This is a genomic window from Ectothiorhodospiraceae bacterium 2226, assembly GCA_013348725.1.
GTDB lineage: Bacteria > Pseudomonadota > Gammaproteobacteria.
In genome coordinates, this window is record CP054689.1 from 837,066 (window position 1) to 855,056 (window position 17,991).

Sequence of the window (17,991 nt, forward strand, 5' to 3'; positions counted from 1 at the left end):
GATCAATCCAGCGCCCAGTTCCCGATCTCGGCGTTGATGCCTTCGCCGCCGGGTTGACCGTCGGCGCCGTAGCTGAACACGTCGATCTGGCCGCGCGTGCCGGGATTCATGTACTGGTAGTGGTTGCCCCACGGGTCGCGCGGCAGGCGATCGAGGTACGGGCGCCAGTTGCGCGGCTCGGGCGTGCCGGAGGGGCGCTGCACCAAGGCCTCCAGGCCCTGCTCGCTGGTCGGATAGTTGAAGTTGTCCAGGCGGTAGAGGTTGAGCGCCTGCTCCAGGGTACGGATGTCCTGGTGCGCCTTGGTGATGCGCGCCGTGTCGGGACGGTCCATGACCCGCGGCACCACGATGGCGGCCAGGATGCCGAGCACCACGACCACCACCATCACCTCGATCAAGGTAAAACCTCGGGCGCCACGGGGCCCGGTGGGATAACGACACATCATTGCTAGCGTTCCTCTCTCTGTCGTCGACGCGCGTCCTCGAAACGGGACGCTACGCCCTCACTACTACTCGTTCTGGCTGCCGCGCCGGCTACTGCACCAACTGGTTCAACTCGAAGATGGGCAGCAGAATGGCGAGCACGATCAGCAGCACCATCAGACCCATGGTCAGGATGAGCAGCGGCTCGAACAGGCCCATGATCATCGCGATACGCGTCTCCAGCTCGCGCTCCTGGTTCACCGCGGCGCGCTCCAGCATCTGTTCCAGGCGCCCGCTGGCCTCGCCGCTGCCGATCAGGTGCACGGTCATGGGCGGAAAGTAACCGCTGCGCTCCAGGGCGCCGGACAGGCTGGCGCCTTCGCGCACCCGCAGCGCCGCCTCGTGGATCGCGGCGCGCATGGGCAGGTTGCCGACCACCTCGGCGGAGACGCGCAGCGCCTCCAGCACCGGCACGCCGCTGGCGCTCAGGATGCTGAGCGTGCGCGCAAAGCGCGAGGTATTGAGGCCGCGCACCAGGCGTCCGATCAGCGGCAGACGCAGCAGCATACCGTGCAGCCAGCGTTTGGGGCCGGGCTGGGCGAATACATGCCGGGCGGCGAGGAACGCGACCAGCAGCCCCCCGACCAACCACATCCAGGTCGCGCGCAAGGCGTCGCTCACCGCGATCAGCGCCACCGTGAGCCACGGCAGCTCCTGGCCGATGTTGTCGAACACCTGCACGATCTCGGGCACCACGTAGGCCAGCAGGGCCACGGTCACCGCGATCGCGATGAGGGTCAGCAGCAGCGGATAGAACAGCGCCAGCTGGATCTTCTGGCGCATCTGCTGGCGGTTCTCGGTGTAATCGGCCAGGCGATCCAGCACCACGTCGAGGTGGCCGGACTGCTCACCGGCCGCCACCGTGGTGCGGTAGATGTCGGGGAAGATGTGCGGGAACTCGCCGAGGCCGTGGGCCAGGGTGTGGCCCTCCATCACCCGCGTGCGCACCGCCATCAGCATGCTGGCCAGACGCGGCTTCTCGCTCTGGCGCGCGGTGGTGGCAAGCGACTCCTCCAGCGGCAGGCCGGAGCCGACCAGGGTGGCGAGTTGGCGCGTGATGAGCGCGAGATCGGTGGCCGACACGCCGCGCCCGACCGAGAAGCCGCGGCGCTTGCGCGCCTCGCGCTGCGCCACCTCCTCGACCGAGAGCGGGACCATGCCCTGCTCGCGAAGCTGCTGGCGGATCTGGCGCGCGGTGTCGCCCTCCAGCACGCCCTTCTTCTGGCGGCCGGCGGCATCCATGGCCTGGTATTCGAACGCGCTCATGCGACGACAGTCCCCCGCGCCCCCTGTAGGGCGCAATAAGCGCAGCGCATTGCGCCGGACGCGCGGGCCACTTGCAGCGCCGCTGGCGCAATGCGCTCACGCTTATTGCGCCCTACGATCTGCGCGGTGTCGCGCGCCGGCACGCCCTTGGGGTGCATGCCCTGATAGTTGAAACCGCTCATGCGGCTAAAGTCCCTCATAGCCTTGCAGCGCCCCCCTGTAGGGCGCAATATGACGCAGCGCATTGCGCCGGCCGAGGTATCCACGCGTAACGCCGCTGGCGCAATGCGCTGACGCTTAATGCGCCCTACGAAACGGTATTGCTGGATGGTGGATACGATCATTCGAGCCCTTACACCCAGTTCCCTACCCCGGCGGCGCGTCAATCCTCGCGCGTGACGCGGAACACCTCTTCCACCGAGGTGTGGCCCGCGAGAATGCGGCGCAGGCCGTCCTGGCGGATGCTGGGGGAGTGGCGGCGCGCGTGGCGTTCGAGGTCCTGCTCGCCCGCGCCGTCATGAATCATCTGGCGCAGCGTGTCGTCGATCTCCACCAGTTCGTAGATGCCGGTGCGCCCGCGGTAGCCCAGGCCGTTGCAGTGGTCGCAACCCACCGGCGCGTGCAGCGTGGGCGGGTTTTCGGCTTCGAGCCCGAAGGCCTCACAGTCGGCGCGGCTGGCGGTATACGGGCGCTTGCAGTGCTCGCACAGCAGGCGCACCAGCCGCTGGGCGAGCACACCGACCAAACTGGATGAGAGCAGGAAGGGCTCGACGCCCATATCGCGCAGACGTGTCACGGCGCCGATGGCGGTGTTGGTGTGCAGGGTGGACAGCACCATGTGGCCGGTGAGCGAGGCCTGCACGGCGATCTGCACGGTCTCGAGATCGCGGATCTCCCCCACCATCACCACGTCCGGGTCCTGGCGCAGGATGGCGCGCAGGCCACGCGCGAAGGTCATGTCGACCTTGGGGTTCACTTGGGTCTGGCCCACGCCGTCGAGGTAGTACTCGATGGGGTCCTCGACGGTCATGATGTTGCGGCGCCGATCATTGAGGCCGGCGAGCGCGGCGTACAAGGTGGTCGTCTTACCCGAGCCCGTGGGGCCGGTGACCAGGATGATGCCATGCGGGCGGTGGATCAGCCGGTCCATCAGCGCAAGATCCTTGGGCGCCATGCCCAGGTGCGTGAGGTCCAGGCGCCCGGCCTGCTTGTCCAGCAGCCGCATGACCACGCGTTCGCCGTGACCCGAGGGCAGCGTGGAGACACGCACGTCCACCGCACGGCCCGCCACGCGCAGCGAGATGCGCCCATCCTGCGGCACGCGCTTCTCGGCGATGTCCAAACGCGCCATGACCTTAATGCGCGAGATCACCAGCGGCGCCAGCGCGCGCGGCGGCTGCAGCACCTCGCGCAGCACGCCGTCGACGCGGAAGCGCACCAGCAGGCGGCTCTCGAAAGGCTCGATGTGGATATCCGAGGCGTTCTCCTTCACCGCCTCGGTGAGCAGCGCGTTGATGAGCCGGATGATGGGCGCGTCGTCCTCGGTCTCGAGCAGGTCCTCGGGTTCGCCGAGTTGCTGGGCGACGCTGAAGAGGTCGACGTCCTCGCCGAGGCCCTCCATCATCTGCATGGCCTCGTTGGAGCTGCGCTCGTAGACCTCGCGCAACAGGCGGTCGAAGTGCTCGGTGGTGGTCGATTGCAGCTTGAGCGGCCGCGCGAGGTGGCGGCGCAACTCGGCCAGGACCTGACCGGACAGACCGGGTCGGTAGCTCACCAGCACCGCGTCGCCCTCGTGGCCGGTCGCCACCACGCCGTGGCGCTTGGCGTAACTGAAGGGGATCGGCGCCTCCGGGCTGCTCCAGCCCTCGAGTTGGGCCGGTTCGGAGGTCACCGGTGGGAGTTTACTCGAGTCCATATCAGTCAAAGATCGCATCCCATTCCCTGGAGGCACGCCGCTCGACGCCCGGCGCCTGCGGCGGCGCGGTGAAAGACTGCCGCGGCGGGGTGGCGATCGAGTCCCTGTCGTTGGAGCGCTCCGGTGCCGCTTCGTTCCCCCGCTCTTCCGCCTCGCGGCGTCGCTTGGCCTCCTCGTAGGGGGCCGGCAGTTCGAGCAGCGTGTCGAGCTCGGGCAGCTTGGGCGCCGCCGTGTCGGGCATCATGCGCACGCCGCGCTCGCGCACCGCCGCCTGCTCGCCACGGATGAAATTGTACTTGGCGCCGGTCATGGCGTGCGACAAGGCCGCGTCGCGCAGGATCACCGGCCGCAGGAACACCATCAGGTTACGTTTCACCTTGCGGGTGCTCTGGTAGCGGAACAGCCCGCCCAGCACCGGCAGGTCACCCAGCCCCGGCACCTTCTGCTGGAGCTCCTGCAGGTCATCCTCGACCAGGCCGCCCAGCACCAGGATGTCACCGTCGTCGACCATCACCGTGGTGTTGATGGCGCGGCGGTTGGTGGTCGGCCCCAGGGTCTCGGACAGCGCCTCCAGGCTGGAGACCTCCTGTTCGATGAGCATGCGGATCGCGTTGCCCTCGTTGATCTGCGGGCGCACCTTGAGCTTGATGCCCACGTCCTCGCGCTGGATGGTCTGGAACGGGCTGGTGGGTGTGGTCGTGTCGCCCGTGGCGGTATAACGCCCGGTAACGAACGGCACGTTCTGACCCACCACGATCTCCGCCTCCTCGTTGTCCATGGTGACCAGCGTGGGAGTGGACAGGATATTGGTCCCGGCGTCGTCGGCCAGGGTGCGCAACAGCGCGCCGAAGCGGAACGAGCCGGTGAAGCTGCCGGCGGCGAGGTTCAGGCCGGAGCCGACCAGCGCGGCGGGGCCGAGCGCGCTGGTGAGCGCGTTGCTGAGCGGCGGACCGGCCTCGGGGAGCTCCAGAATGCCCACCGGGCCGTCGCTGCTGCCGAAACCCCAGCGCACGCCGAGTTCGCGCGACTTGGTGGCGGAGACCTCGGCAATAATCGCCTCCACATGCACCTGCGCGCGGCGCACGTCGAGCTGCTGGATCACGGTGCGCAGCGAGCGCACCACGTCGGGCGCGGCATGCACCACGATGGCGTTGGTGGCCGCGTCGGCCTGGATATTGAGCGGGGCCTGCTGAGCGCCGCCCCCCTGCCCGCCTTGGGCCCCACCGCCCTGGCCGCCGCGCATGCCCTCGGTGATGCTGCCGGCGATGCCGCTGATCACGGGCAGCAGCGCCTCGGCGCTGGCGTAGCGCAGGTAGATGACATGGGTGTTGCCCGCCCCCTCGACGCGCTGGTCGAGGTGGGAGATCAGCGCGCGCATGCGCAGGCGCTGCGAGCCGTCACCGCCGAGCAGGATGCTATTGGTGCGCGCGTCGGCCGAGATTTGCAGCCGCGCGCCGGGGCGCTGGCCTTCCTGACCGGCCTCCATGGCGGTGAGGATGCGCACGATCTCGCCGGCCGAGGCGTGCTCCACGCGCACCACCTCGACCTCCTCGGTGCTGGAGCGGTCCATGCGCTCGATGATCTCGGCCAGGCGCTGCAGGTTGGCCGCGCTGTCGGACAGGATCAGCATGTTGGACGGCGGATAGGCCGCCAGATGCCCCCGCTGCGGGATGAGCGGGCGCAGAATGGGCACCAGCTGCGCCGCGTCCACGTGCTCGACCTGGATCACGCGGGTGACGAACTCGTCACCCCTGCCCGGGGCCCGCGGGCCGACCGTCGGCACTTCGTCCTGCTTGGCCAGCACCTCGGGCACGATCTTGATCGCCCCGCTGCCCGGCACCGCCGCGAAACCATGAATCTTGAGCAGCGACAGGAAGACCTGGTAGAGCTCATCGTCGCTGACCGGCTGCTGCGAGATCACCGTCACGCGGCCCTTCACGCGGGGGTCGACGATGAAGTTCCTGCCGGTGCGCTCGGCCACCATGGCGATCACCGCCTGCAGGTCGGCGTCCTTGAGGTTCAGGGTCACGCCGTCGTTGTCACGCACCTGTTCGGTCTGCTGCGCGGACGCGCTGCCGGTCGCGCCGAGCAGCACGATGCACAGCAGCCACACCCGGAGGGATAGGCCGCGGCGGCTCTGGGACTCCTTTATGGTCACGTCCTTGGGCCTCTCTCGTTAGAATTGCAGATTGATTTGCTGGCTCCGACCGCCACGCTCGACCTCCAGCGCAACGCTGTCGGCCGAGGTGAGCTGGCCGAACACTTCCTGTAGGGCGTTGGTGTCGTCGAGGGCGATGCCGTTGACCTGGGTGATCACGTCGCCGGGGCGCCATCCGGCGGCGCGAAACAGGTGCTCGTCGCGCTGCGGTGAGAGGGTGAAGCCCTTGATGCGGCCGTCCTCCAGCACGGGATGGACCTGGACGAGGTTCCACAGGCTCTGGGGATCGTTGACCAGTTGCTCGCGGTACTGACCGAGAGTGGCGCCGTCGTCGTCATCCACCGCCTCATCGGCCGCCGCGCCGCCCCCGCCCGTGGCGGCGGCTTGTGCGGCCTCGGCCGCACTCGGCAGCTGCGGGACGCGACTGCGCGCTGCGGCCGGGCGGGCCCGCGGCGGCGTGGTGCGCGCCGACTGGACGCGATCGTCGCGGGTTTCCTCGCGCGGCAGGCGCAGGGTCTCGTAGCGATTCTCGCGCGAGAGGATCACCCGGTCGGGGTAGACCTGCTCCAGCACCGCCCCGCCCGGTAGGTCGGCCCCGACGAAGTAGTGCTGCTCGCGCCCGCTTTCGTCGGCGATGATCACCATCGCGCTCTGCGGGTCGCCGGAGGCCACCACGCCGCGCAGGGTCAGGCGCAGACGGGTATCGGGGGCTTCGATGGGCGCCTGGGCGACTTCCGGCGCGGCGCGCCCGAATAGCTGCAGCGAGGCCACCTGTCGCAGGGTGGAGCCCTCGGGCGCGGCGGCCGCCTGGGCGGCGGTCGCCGGGGGCGGTGCGGGGGGCAGGGTGATCGGGGCGGGCGCGATCGCGCGCCAGGTGAGGTGGGCGAGCGTGTAGGCGAGCAGCAACACCAGCAAGGCATTGACCACCGTCGGCAGGTACGGCAGCGCCTTGTCGCGCAGAGCATGCGCCGCGACTGCGTAACGCTGCGCCCGGGCGCCTTGCATCAGATTCGCCATTGCCATTCCCTCAGCACTCCCACTGCCCGTCGCCCGGGCTCCGCGGGGCGCGTGCCCCGCTGTCCTTGTACCAGCCGATATACGGCCGCGGCCTGCTTCCAGGCGCTAGGACGTTATCACAACACCTATGCATGCGCAGTGGCCACCCGTTTTTTTGGGACAGCCATGCCATGGTCCGGCCGCCCCCATGGGGGTACAATCGGGTCGAACCCGACTATGCCGCTGCCATGAACCTCATCCGCGTCATCGCCATCGCGCTCGCGATCTGGCTGATCATCTACTTCGTGCGCCAGTACCTTGCGCGCCGGCGCATCCAGACCGCCGCGCGCCGCAAAGCGGTCAAGCACATGGTACGCTGCACTGCCTGCGGCCTGCACGTTCCCGAGGCGGAGGCCTGGGAGAAGCAGGGGCGCTATTATTGCAGCCGTGCACACCGCGACCAAGCCGCCTGAGACGTGCGGCCGCCTTGCACGCACGCCCCGCGCGGGGCAAGCTGTGTGGCAATGCCGACTAGCGAGCGGGAATCAGACGTCAGGGAGGACAGAGATACCTTAATAGATAACGAAGGGCCGCGGAGGTCCGCCGTTGCAGCACAACGACAGTTTCATCCTCGGCTCATCCCCCCCGGTGGCGCCGGACGCGGGCCACCCCTGGACCCCGCTGCGCTTTCTGAACCTTTACCGGTTTCTGATCGCCGGTTTCTTCGTATTGGTCGCCGAACGGGTGCTCGATGTCGCGCCGCTCGGCGCGTACAACCCCGCCCTGTTCTACTGGGTCGCCCTCGCCTACCTGGCCTTCAGCCTCGTGAGCGCCTTCACCGTCCACTGGCGCCACCCGTCCTTCGAGCTCCAGGTTCACCTGCAAGTCATTGTAGACATTGTAGTCGTTACGCTGCTGATGCACGCAAGCGGCGGCATCGCCAGCGGCCTCGGGATGCTGATGGTGATCAGTATCGCCGGCGGCGCCATGTTGCTCGCGGGACGCGCCGCGGGGCTGTTTGCGGCCTTGGCCACCGTGGCGGTGCTGCTCGAACAGATCGGCACGCACTTCGCCAACCCGGCGGCGGCCGAGCAGTACTCCCAGGCCGGCCTGCTGGGCATGACCTTCTTCGCCACGGCGGTCCTCTCCCACGTGCTCGGCTGGCACATCCGCCACAACGAGCGCTTGGCCGCGCAACAGGCCGAGGCGCTGCGGCGCATGGCACAGCTCACCGAGTTCGTCATCGAGCGCATGCAGACCGGGGTGGTGGTGGCCGACGCCGAAGGGCAGGTGCACCTCATGAACGACGCGGCGCGCCAGCTCCTGGGCCTGTCGCGCGTGGCGCTCGCGCGCGACCTGCAGGCGCTGGCGCCGGAGCTCGCGCGGGGATGGCGCGCCGCCGCAGCCGGCTCCCCCCCGCCGGCGCGCCCGTTCCGTGCGCCGCTGAGCGGCGCCGAGATCATCCCCCGTTTTGCCACCTTGGGCGACGGCCGCACCGGCATGGTGATCTTCCTGGAGGACACCGACGCCATGGCGCAGCAGGCCCAGCAGCTCAAGCTCGCCTCTTTGGGGCGACTCACCGCCAGCATCGCACACGAGATCCGCAACCCCCTCGGCGCCATCAGCCACGCCGCGGCGCTGCTCAACGAAGCGCCCAGCCTGCTGACCGAGGACCGACGCCTCATCGAGATCATCGAGGCGCACTCCCGGCGTATGAACGTTATCGTCGAAAACGTGCTCCAGCTCGGGCGGCGCGGCCAGCCGCAGCCCACCCTCATGGACGTGGAGCCGTGGCTCACCCAGTTCCGCGACGAGTTCCTGGCCACCGTGCGCGTGCCCGCGCACGCCTTCGAGGTGCGGGTGCACCCGCCGGGCCTGCAGGTGCGCGTCGACCCCTCGCACCTGCACCAGATCCTGTGGAACCTGTGTCAGAATGCCGCCCGCCATAGCCCGCGCTGGCGCGTGGAGGCCCGCCTCGACGCGCGCACCGGCAAGCCGCGCATCGACGTGGTGGACGAGGGTCCGGGCATTCCCAAAGACGCGGCCGGTCACATCTTCGAGCCGTTCTTCACCACCGACCGCAACGGCACGGGCCTGGGCCTGTACATCGCCCGCGAGTTGGCCGAGTACAATCGCGCCCGGTTAAACTACGTGCCGGACGCGGGCGGCGCCCGGTTCAGCCTGTCCTTTCCCGATCCCAGAAGACAAAACGAGGCAGCATGAGCGACACCCCCAAGCAGGCCCGCGCGCTGGTGGTGGACGACGAACCCGACATCTGCGAACTGCTCAGCATCACCCTGGCACGCATGGGCATCAGCGTCGACACCCGCGAGAACCTGGCGCGCGCCCGCCTCGCCCTCGCCCGCCAACGCTACGACCTGTGCCTGACCGACATGCGCCTGCCCGACGGCAACGGCATCGACCTGGTGCGCGACATCCAGCAGCAGTGGCCCGACCTGCCGGTGGCGGTGATCACCGCGCACGGCAATATGGAGTGCGCCGTCGAGGCCCTGAAGGCCGGTGCCTTCGACTTCGTCTCCAAACCGGTCGAGCTGCACGTGCTGCGCAACCTCATCCAGAGCGCGCTGCGCCTGCCGCGCGAGCGCGGCGGCGCCGCGGCGCCCAAACCCGAGCGCCCCGAACTGCGCCTGCTCGGCGACTCGCCCGCCATGGCTCGCACCCGCGCCACCATCGGCAAGCTCGCGCGCAGCCAGGCGCCGGTGTACATCAGCGGCGAATCCGGCAGCGGCAAGGAGCTGGTCGCGCGCCTCATCCACGCCGGCGGCCCGCGCGCCGACAAGCCGTTCATCCCGGTCAACTGCGGGGCCATCCCCGAACACCTGATGGAGAGCGAGTTCTTCGGCCACCGCAAGGGCAGCTTCACCGGCGCCACCGCAGATAAGGAAGGTCTGTTTCAGGCGGCGAATGGCGGCACGCTGTTCCTCGACGAGGTGGCCGACCTGCCGCTGCACATGCAGGTCAAGCTGCTGCGCGCCATCCAGGAGAAGGCGGTGCGCCCGCTCGGCGCCTCGCGCGAGGCGCCGGTGGACGTGCGCATCCTGAGCGCCACCCACCAGAACCTCGCCGAGCGCGTGCGCGAGGGGCAGTTTCGCGAAGACCTTTTCTACCGCATCAACGTCATCGAACTGCGCGTGCCCAGCCTGCGCGAGCGCCGCGAGGACCTTCCGGTACTGGTCGAGCACATCCTCCACCAGCTCGCGCAGGAGAACGGCGTAACCGCGCCGCGCCTGACTCAGGAGGCGATGGATGCGCTGCGCGCCTACGCTTTCCCCGGCAACGTACGCGAACTGGAGAACATCCTGGAGCGCGCCATGACGCTGTGCGACGGCGCCCGCATCACGCCCGACGACCTGAACCTGCCCGAGACTGACGACGACGACGCGCCCGAGGCCGGTCTCGACCCGTTCCTCGAGTCCCTGCAAAAGGACGCCATCCTGCGCGCCCTGGAAGAAACCCGCTACAACAAGACCGCCGCCGCCAAGCGCCTGGGTATCACCTTCCGCGCCCTGCGTTACCGCCTCAAGAAGCTCGGCTTGGAGGCCTAGCCCTCAGGGCGGGTGACGCGCCGCGTCAGAAAGTGACGCAGCGCGTCACCCGCGCCGGAGCAGCCTATTGTGAACCGCGTCACACTCCCGCCTCCGCCGCCGCCGCCGTCACGGTTCTCTGACGCCCGCCTCCCCAACATCTTCTTCCGCCGCCCCGGCGCCGCGTCATTTTTCCAACCAGCGCACATTGGCACGCTCCCTGCACTGATAGCATCGTGACGCACGAGCCACCGAGCCATAACGGGGCCGCGCTAGCAACAACACTAAGACGAGGGAGAACCAAATAATGAGAACTACCCAGAAGGGCTTTACGCTTATCGAACTGATGATCGTGGTCGCGATCATCGGTATCCTGGCGGCCATCGCCATCCCGCAGTACAACAACTACGTTGCCCGTTCGCAGTTCTCCGAGGCCAACATGCTGCTCGGTGGTGTGCGCACGCCGGTTGAAGAGTACGTGGCATCCCGTGGCTGGACGGTCGCCGGCACCCAAATCACCAACGCCGACACCCTTCGCAGCGTCCTCGATGTGCGCATTGCCGGCCGGCACGGTGACATTACCGATGCCAATGTGGACGTTGAGAATGAAACCATCACCATCGAGTACACGTTCGGCGGCACCACCGGCACGAAGCCCGCTTCTGCCCTGCTCACGGCCGACGGCGGCGTAGTGGAGTACCAGCTCACCCGCAACGCCGACACGGGCTCAATCGATTGGATTTGCGGCGCCGGCACCAATGTGCCCAACCCTTATATGACCGGCTTGTGCGCTGACGCGAACACCGGCGGCGCCGGTAGCCCGGGCTAAGCCGATCGAAGTGCAGCATCATCAGGCCCCCGCCGTTGGCGGGGGCTTTTTTTTGAAAGTGACAGCTCGGCTAGGGCGCACCGGGCGAGGGCGCAGAAGCATTTCTCGTCGACGAGAAATGCGCTAGCATCCGGGGCAACAAACCGTCCTGCGATAAAGGGGGCCAAACTCGCGGGACGCAGGAGAACGGGATCCGCTTGCACAAACGCGGGACACACCGGTTGTTAAAGCGGCCTGCCTAAGAGAGTGCGCCCACGAAAAATGCGACCGTCGACTACGCGCATACCTCGAGATCTATCGGCTTCTCGGACAGGTTCAGACGCCCCGTCGATTCTGAACCAAGGCATTCTCGCACTTCTCGCGGGAGCCTTGATCGTAGCGCCACATCTCACCTGGGCACCCGCTTGGCTAAGCGATCACAACGCGCAGCGCCTACTGCAGATCGCCGTCCTCTCCATCATCGCGTTGGCTGTCCTGCTCAGCCCGCGTCTGCGTAACGACTGGCTGCGGGCCTGCGTAACACTCCCACCCAGCGCGCGCTGGCTACTGCTCGCTGCGCTCATCGCGGGGATAATTTCGTCCGCAGTCGCGCCCTCGCCGCGTCATGCCTTTCTGGACGTCGCGCTGCATGTGCTGATCTTCGGGCTCGTCATCGCTGTGGCGCAAGCACGACGGGCGCTCGGAGGCCGCGCCGACGTACTCATCCTGTCTCTGCTGACGCTGAGCGTGGCGCTATACCTCGTACGATTTGTCAGCGGCTACCTCGCCGTGCTGATGGTGGGCGAGCCTCTCCCGGTACGCGAACTCTTTAGCGGCTTTTCCAACGTGCGATCGTTTAACCACTACCTCACGTGGCTGCTGCCCCTGCTGGCAGCCGCTGCGGGGCTTCGCACGTTGCCGCGGGGCGCCGTACTGACCCTTTTGGGCGGCTGCTGGATGCTACTGCTCGCCACGGACAGCCGCGGAGGCTTATTAGCAGTCGGTGCGGGCGCCGTTTTCGTCTTCGCGTGTTTCGGCCGTGCCGCCGCGCCATGGCTTGTGCTGCAGTTCAAGGCGGCGCTCGCCGGGGCCGTCGCTTATGGCGTAATGTTCTATTGGCTACTACCCGCATCGGGCGGTATCGCCGAGCGCCTCGCGCACGTGACGGAGGACCCGGCGCGGTTGGCTCTGTGGCAGGTCGCAGTCCGCATGATCGTGGATAATCCCGCCCTCGGCGTCGGCCCCATGCACTTTGCGTATTATCCCAACGGCATTGCGGCCGGACCTCATAATTCCGTGCTGCAATGGACTTCGGAATGGGGGGCGCCGGCGACCCTTGCACTGTTGATTGTCCTTTTTTGGGGCATGTACGCGTGGTGTCGCCAAGTTCGCAGCGCGGCGGATGTGGGACAAACCGACGGCGTGACGGCGGTGCGAATCGGACTCACCGCGTCTATGGCGACCGCGGCTGCACACTCGCTGGTTAGCGGCATCACAGGCTCCCCGGTCAGCCAGTTACTCGCGGTGCTGGTGGTTGGCTGGGCCATCGGGATCTACTCCTTCGCGTCGCACGAGGCGCCTCGCCACTCACACTCGCTAGGCACCCATTTGCTGTTTGCCACGGCGGCGCTGCTAACCCTGCTCCTGCTCTGGCGCGGGGCCGTGCCGGACCTTGAAGCGTGGCGACGGGAGCAGCTGTCGGGGCAAGATGTCCCTAGATCCAGTGCCACCCGGCTTAGATACGAACCGCGTTTCTGGCTTCAAGGCCTGATAGGCGATGCTCCGTACGACGAAACGCAAGCGGTAGCGACGCCGCCGGATCGCCATTAACCGCACGGCGGATCACAATGGCGTGTCCGAATGTGTTAGTGGTCGGCCGCTCCACGATGCCAGCCGCTCAGTTTCAGGTTTAATCCGAGGACCGCTCGTCTTCTCAGGAAGATTTGCGTTAACATCCAGATCAGTCTCCTGATAGGGCGTACTTACGCATGTCCGTACCCGAGAGCAGCATGCGCCTGACCGGCCTCGCCAAGCGCCTGGCGAGCGAGGGCCTACTCGACGAAAACACGGCCCGCGGGGCGCAGCAACAAGCGCTCGCCAAACAGGCATCGCTCGTCAGCCACTTGGTCGAGAGCAAACTGCTGAGCAGCCGCGACATCGCCGTGGCGGCCGCCAACGAGTTCGGCTTCCCCGCGCTGGATCTGTCCGCGCTGGACCTTGAGCCCGAAGTCACCAAACTGGTCGACGAGAAGCTCCTCCGCCAGCATCACGCCCTGCCCCTCTTCAAGCGCGGCACTCGGCTGTACGTCGGCATCTCCGACCCCATGAATCTCGCCGCGCTGGACGAGATCAAGTTCCACACCGGCCTCACGGTGGACGCGGTGCTGGTGGAGGAGGACAAGCTCAACCGGCTGATCGAGCGCGCCATTGCGGCGGCGGATACCACCCTCGCCGAGATCGGCGACGGCGATCTCGACTCGGTGGAGTTCTCCCACGAGGACGAGGGCAAAGGCAACGATGTCAGTGCCTCCGACGCCGACGACACCCCGGTGGTGCGCTTCGTGAACAAGGTGCTGCTGGACGCCATCAACCGTGGTGCCTCGGACATTCACTTCGAACCCTACGAAAAGATGTACCGGGTGCGCCTGCGCATGGACGGCGTGCTGCAGGAGGTCGCCTCGCCGCCCGTCGCGCTGGCGCCGAAGCTCGCCGCGCGCATCAAGGTCATGTCGCGCCTCGACATCTCCGAGCGGCGCGTGCCGCAGGACGGGCGCATCAAGCTGAACCTCTCTAAGACACGGGCGATCGACTTCCGCGTCAGTACCTGCCCGACGCTGTGGGGCGAAAAGATCGTGATGCGTATCCTCGACCCCACCAGCGCACAGCTCGGCATCGACGCGCTGGGCTACGAGCCCGAGCAGAAGCAGTTGTACATGGATGCGCTGGAGAAGCCCTACGGCATGATCCTGGTGACCGGCCCGACCGGCAGCGGTAAGACGGTGTCGCTGTACACCGGCGTCAACATCCTCAACACCGGCGACCGCAACATTTCCACCGCCGAGGACCCCGCCGAAATCAACCTGCCGGGCGTGAACCAGGTGAACGTGAACCCCAAGGTGGGGTTGACCTTCGCCGCGGCCTTGAAGTCCTTTCTGCGCCAGGACCCGGACATCATTCTGGTGGGCGAGATCCGCGACCTGGAGACGGCGGAGATCGCCATCAAGGCGGCGCAGACCGGCCACATGGTGCTCTCCACCCTGCACACCAATGACGCCCCGCAGACCCTCACGCGTCTGGTGAACATGGGCGTCGCGCCCTACAACATCGCCTCCTCGGTGTCGCTGATCATCGCCCAGCGCCTCGCGCGGCGCCTGTGCAGCCACTGCAAACGCCCGCAGGACATCCCGCGCGAGGCGTTGCTCAAGGAAGGCTACCGCGAGGATCAGCTCGAAGGGCTGCAAGTATACGGGCCCGTCGGCTGCGAGCAGTGCAACAACGGCTACCGCGGGCGGGTGGGTATTTACCAAGTGATGCCCGTCTCGGAGGAGATCGGCCGCATCATCATGTCGGGCGGCAACGCCATGGACATCGCGGCGCAGGCGAAGAAAGAAGGCATTCCCGACTTGCGCGAGTCGGCGCTGAAGAAGGTGATGCAAGGCGTAACCAGCCTGGAGGAAGCGAACCGCGTCACAATCGAGTGATGCCGGCCCCCGGTATGCGCTAAAGGTCGTGCTACCGTGGCCGATGTAGCTTAGCAGGGCCTCGATCGGTGGGCGACAGCGCGCTGGCCGTCCCGATACGGGCGGATGCCTTAGGTCGACGAACGTCTTACAACAATAACCGGCCCATCGGCCGCTGTGGCAACCATGGCCAATCCTAAAGCAATCAAACAAGACCAGTTCGCCTGGGAAGGCGTCAACAAGAAGGGCGAACGCACCCGCGGCGAACTCGTTGGTCCCAGCGTGGCGCTGGTAAAAGCGGAACTGCGCCGCCAGGGCATCAACCCGCTCAAGGTGCGCAAGAAGCCCAAGCCCCTGCTGGGCGGCCTGAACAAGAAGAAAATCACCCCGAAGGACATTGCCCTCCTCAGCCGCCAGCTGGCGACCATGATGGACTCGGGCGTGCCGCTGGTGCAGGCCTTCGAGATCATCGGCCGCGGTCACGAGAACCCCAGCGTGCAGACGCTGGTCAATGCCATCAAGACCGACGTGGAGGCCGGTACGTCCCTGACGGAGGCCTTGCGCAAGCACCCACGGCAGTTCGATGACCTGTACTGCAACCTGGTCAACGCCGGTGAGCAGGCCGGCATCCTCGACAACCTGCTCGACAAGATCGCCACCTACAAGGAAAAGACCGAGGCGATCAAGAGCAAGATCAAGAAAGCCCTGTTCTACCCCACCGCGGTATTGGTCGCGGCCTTTATCGTGACCACCATCCTGCTGGTGTTCGTGGTGCCGCAGTTCCAGGACTTGTTCGCGGGCTTCGGCGCGGACCTGCCGGCGCTTACGCAGTTGGTCATCGACATGTCGAAGTTTATGCAGGCCTACTGGTGGATAATCCTGGCAGGGGTCATCGCTGCCGCCTACGGGTTCGTACACATCAAGCGCCGCTCCGTCGCCGTACAGCGGGCGATTGATCGCCTGAGTCTGCGCATTACGATTATCGGCCCTATCATGCGCAAGGCCGCGATCGCCCGCTTCGCGCGCACCCTCTCCACCATGTTCGCCGCGGGCGTCCCACTGGTGGAGGCCATGCAGTCGGTGGCCGGCGCGGTGGGCAACTCGGTGTACGGCGATGCGGTGATGCGCATGCGCGAGCAAGTCGCCGGCGGCACGCAGCTGCAGGCCTCGATGCGCGACGCCGACCTGTTCCCCAACATGGTCGTGCAGATGGTGGCCATCGGTGAAGAGGCAGGGTCGTTGGATGCCATGCTCGGCAAGGTGGCGGACTACTACGAGCAGGAAGTGGACGACGCGGTGGACGGCCTCTCCAGCCTGTTGGAGCCCATCATCATGGCGGTGCTCGGCGTGCTGGTCGGCGGCCTGGTGATCGCCATGTACCTGCCGATCTTCCAGATGGGCTCGGTGGTCTAACCGATGCTCGAATTGCTGCAACAGAACGCCGCCCTCGCGGTGGCGGCCGCCGCCCTATTGGGCCTGGTGGTGGGCAGTTTCCTGAACGTGGTGATCCACCGCCTGCCCATCATGCTGGAGCGCGAGTGGCGCCTGCAGTGCCGCGAGGTGCTGGCCCTGCCGCGCGACAAGGACGCCGACGAACCCTATGATTTGGTCCGCCCGGCTTCGCGCTGTCCCTCCTGCGCACGCCCCATCCGCGCCTGGGAGAACATCCCCCTCATCAGTTACCTGCTGCTGCGAGCCCGCTGCCCCGGCTGCGGCATGCGCATCTCGGCGCGCTACCCGATCGTGGAAGCGGCCACTGCCCTGCTCTCGGCACTGGTGATCTGGCACTTTGGCGCCACCGTGCAGGGCCTGGCGGCGCTGGGTCTGACCTGGACGCTCATCGCCCTCACGGTCATCGACTTCGATCACCAACTCCTGCCCGACAATCTCACCCTGCCGCTGCTGTGGGTGGGTCTGCTGCTGTCGGTATGGGGCGTGTTCACCGACCCCGTGTCGGCCATCCTCGGCGCCGCGGCCGGCTACGGGGCGCTGTGGGCCGTGTACCGCCTGTTCAAGGCGGTCACCGGCAAGGAAGGCATGGGCCACGGCGACTTCAAGCTGCTGGGGGCACTGGGCGCTTGGCTGGGCTGGCAGTACCTGCCGGCGGTCATCATCCTCTCCTCGGCGGTGGGTGCGGTGGTCGGCATCGCGCTGATCCTGGCGCTGGGCCGCGACCGCCAGGTACCGATTCCCTTCGGCCCCTACCTCGCCACCGCCGGCTTCCTGGCTCTGCTGTGGGGCGAAGAGATCAACCGCGCCTACCTGCGATGGGTCGGCATCATGGGCTGAGCCCGCAGCATCCGCTCCCGCCGCTCGTTCCGCACCCCAGCCACGCTCGCCGTACCCGTCCCGCAACCGGATTGTTCCGCACCGCGCCCGCGCGTATGGTAGTGGCGCGCCGGCGCCTACCGGCGCGCCATCAAGGACGGACCCATGCTAGTCATCGGGCTCACGGGCGGCATCGGCAGCGGCAAGTCCGCCGTCGCCGCCCGGTTCGCACAATTCGGGGTACCGGTGCTCGACGCCGACGAGCTCGCGCGCGAGGTCGTGCAACCGGGCCAGCCCGCGCTGCACGAGATCGTGCAGGCCTTCGGCGCCGAGGTGCTGCAGGCGGACGGACAACTCGATCGGGCGCGCCTGCGGCGTCTGGTGTTCGGCAACCCCGAGCAGCGCCGCCGCCTCGAGGCCATCACCCACCCGCGCATCCGCGCCGCCATGCGCGCCCGGCTCGCCCAGCTGGTCGCGCCCTACTGCGTGGTGGTGATCCCGCTGCTGCTCGAGACCGGGCAGACCGACCTGGTAGACCGCATCCTGGTGGTGGACGCGAGCCCGGAGCTGCAGTTGCAGCGGGCGCAGGCGCGCGACGGTCTGCCGCCGCAGGATATTCAGGCCATCATCGCGGCGCAGGTCGCCCGCCCCGAGCGCCTCGCCGCCGCCGACGACCTCATCACCAACGACGGTACGCTGGCCGACCTACAGGCCCAGGTGGACGCGCTGCACCCGCGTTATCTGGGCTTGGCGCGCGAGCGGGTCGATTGCCAAGCCGAGCGCCCGCCCGGAGAATAGGCGGCTTCTTCGCCGCCCCAGAAACCCTGTGACAGACACCCTGTGACCGACCTCGTCCGCTACGAACAACCCCT

General features: G+C 67.5%; 13 protein-coding genes and 1 pseudogene. 9 read left to right on the top strand and 5 right to left on the bottom strand.

What is annotated here, in order from left to right:
- Positions 1–2: 2 nt before the first annotated feature.
- The 5 genes from gspG to gspC all read right to left on the bottom strand — a co-directional run bounded on the left by gspG (position 3) and on the right by gspC (position 6,839).
- Positions 3–443: a type II secretion system major pseudopilin GspG gene (gene gspG / locus HUS23_03960; protein QKT04961.1), complete on the bottom strand. Its 441-nt coding sequence runs from the start codon at positions 441–443 to the stop codon at positions 3–5.
- 91 nt (positions 444–534) lie between these two features.
- Positions 535–1,749 carry a type II secretion system inner membrane protein GspF gene (gene gspF, locus HUS23_03965; GenBank protein ID QKT03022.1) on the bottom strand — a complete coding sequence of 405 codons (1,215 nt, stop codon included), beginning with the start codon at positions 1,747–1,749 and terminating at the stop codon, positions 535–537.
- 382 nt (positions 1,750–2,131) lie between these two features.
- On the bottom strand, positions 2,132–3,664 hold the full coding sequence (gene gspE / locus HUS23_03970) for a type II secretion system ATPase GspE (protein ID QKT03023.1): 1,533 nt from the start codon (positions 3,662–3,664) through the stop codon (positions 2,132–2,134).
- A gap of 1 nt (position 3,665) precedes the next feature.
- On the bottom strand, positions 3,666–5,822 hold the full coding sequence (gene gspD / locus HUS23_03975) for a type II secretion system secretin GspD (GenBank protein ID QKT03024.1): 2,157 nt from the start codon (positions 5,820–5,822) through the stop codon (positions 3,666–3,668).
- Between the two features lie 18 nt (positions 5,823–5,840).
- On the bottom strand, positions 5,841–6,839 hold the full coding sequence (gspC, locus tag HUS23_03980; GenBank protein QKT03025.1) for a type II secretion system protein GspC: 999 nt from the start codon (positions 6,837–6,839) through the stop codon (positions 5,841–5,843).
- A 227-nt stretch (positions 6,840–7,066) separates the two neighbouring features.
- Between gspC and HUS23_03985 the strand changes: the two genes are divergently transcribed.
- From HUS23_03985 to HUS23_04025, 9 genes and pseudogenes are all read left to right on the top strand, one after another.
- The gene (locus HUS23_03985) at positions 7,067–7,291 is read left to right on the top strand and encodes a hypothetical protein (protein ID QKT03026.1); all 225 of its coding nucleotides are present in this window, start codon (positions 7,067–7,069) and stop codon (positions 7,289–7,291) included.
- A 133-nt stretch (positions 7,292–7,424) separates the two neighbouring features.
- Entirely contained in the window at positions 7,425–9,041 is a 1,617-nt protein-coding gene (locus tag HUS23_03990; GenBank protein QKT03027.1) for a PAS domain-containing protein, read from the top strand.
- Positions 9,038–10,384 carry a sigma-54-dependent Fis family transcriptional regulator gene (locus tag HUS23_03995; protein ID QKT03028.1) on the top strand — a complete coding sequence of 449 codons (1,347 nt, stop codon included), beginning with the start codon at positions 9,038–9,040 and terminating at the stop codon, positions 10,382–10,384. Before HUS23_03990 ends, HUS23_03995 begins: the two co-directional genes overlap by 4 nt.
- A 286-nt stretch (positions 10,385–10,670) precedes the next feature.
- Positions 10,671–10,838, top strand: a pseudogene (locus HUS23_04000) (pilin).
- A gap of 723 nt (positions 10,839–11,561) precedes the next feature.
- Positions 11,562–13,001: an O-antigen ligase family protein gene (locus HUS23_04005; protein ID QKT03029.1), complete on the top strand. Its 1,440-nt coding sequence runs from the start codon at positions 11,562–11,564 to the stop codon at positions 12,999–13,001.
- 158 nt (positions 13,002–13,159) lie between these two features.
- Positions 13,160–14,872 (top strand): type IV-A pilus assembly ATPase PilB, encoded by a 1,713-nt coding sequence (pilB, locus tag HUS23_04010; protein ID QKT03030.1) that lies wholly within the window; start codon positions 13,160–13,162, stop codon positions 14,870–14,872.
- Between the two features lie 165 nt (positions 14,873–15,037).
- On the top strand, positions 15,038–16,264 hold the full coding sequence (locus HUS23_04015) for a type II secretion system F family protein (GenBank protein ID QKT03031.1): 1,227 nt from the start codon (positions 15,038–15,040) through the stop codon (positions 16,262–16,264).
- A gap of 3 nt (positions 16,265–16,267) precedes the next feature.
- Entirely contained in the window at positions 16,268–17,140 is an 873-nt protein-coding gene (locus tag HUS23_04020; GenBank protein ID QKT03032.1) for a prepilin peptidase, read from the top strand.
- Between the two features lie 144 nt (positions 17,141–17,284).
- Complete coding sequence (locus HUS23_04025; GenBank protein ID QKT03033.1) at positions 17,285–17,917, top strand: dephospho-CoA kinase; 633 nt, start codon at positions 17,285–17,287, stop codon at positions 17,915–17,917.
- Positions 17,918–17,991 lie beyond the last annotated feature (74 nt).

What these genes read in the sequence shown, in the direction of transcription:
- gspG (QKT04961.1), bottom strand. Translation starts at nt 443, where the DNA reads ATGTGTCGTTATCCCACCGGGCCCCGTGGCGCCCGAGGTTTTACCTTG.
- gspF (QKT03022.1), bottom strand. Translation starts at nt 1,749, where the DNA reads ATGAGCGCGTTCGAATACCAGGCCATGGATGCCGCCGGCCGCCAGAAG.
- gspE (QKT03023.1), bottom strand. Translation starts at nt 3,664, where the DNA reads ATGGACTCGAGTAAACTCCCACCGGTGACCTCCGAACCGGCCCAACTC.
- gspC (QKT03025.1), bottom strand. Translation starts at nt 6,839, where the DNA reads ATGGCGAATCTGATGCAAGGCGCCCGGGCGCAGCGTTACGCAGTCGCG.
- HUS23_03985 (QKT03026.1), top strand. Translation starts at nt 7,067, where the DNA reads ATGAACCTCATCCGCGTCATCGCCATCGCGCTCGCGATCTGGCTGATC.
- HUS23_03995 (QKT03028.1), top strand. Translation starts at nt 9,038, where the DNA reads ATGAGCGACACCCCCAAGCAGGCCCGCGCGCTGGTGGTGGACGACGAA.
- pilB (QKT03030.1), top strand. Translation starts at nt 13,160, where the DNA reads ATGTCCGTACCCGAGAGCAGCATGCGCCTGACCGGCCTCGCCAAGCGC.
- HUS23_04015 (QKT03031.1), top strand. Translation starts at nt 15,038, where the DNA reads ATGGCCAATCCTAAAGCAATCAAACAAGACCAGTTCGCCTGGGAAGGC.
- HUS23_04020 (QKT03032.1), top strand. Translation starts at nt 16,268, where the DNA reads ATGCTCGAATTGCTGCAACAGAACGCCGCCCTCGCGGTGGCGGCCGCC.
- HUS23_04025 (QKT03033.1), top strand. Translation starts at nt 17,285, where the DNA reads ATGCTAGTCATCGGGCTCACGGGCGGCATCGGCAGCGGCAAGTCCGCC.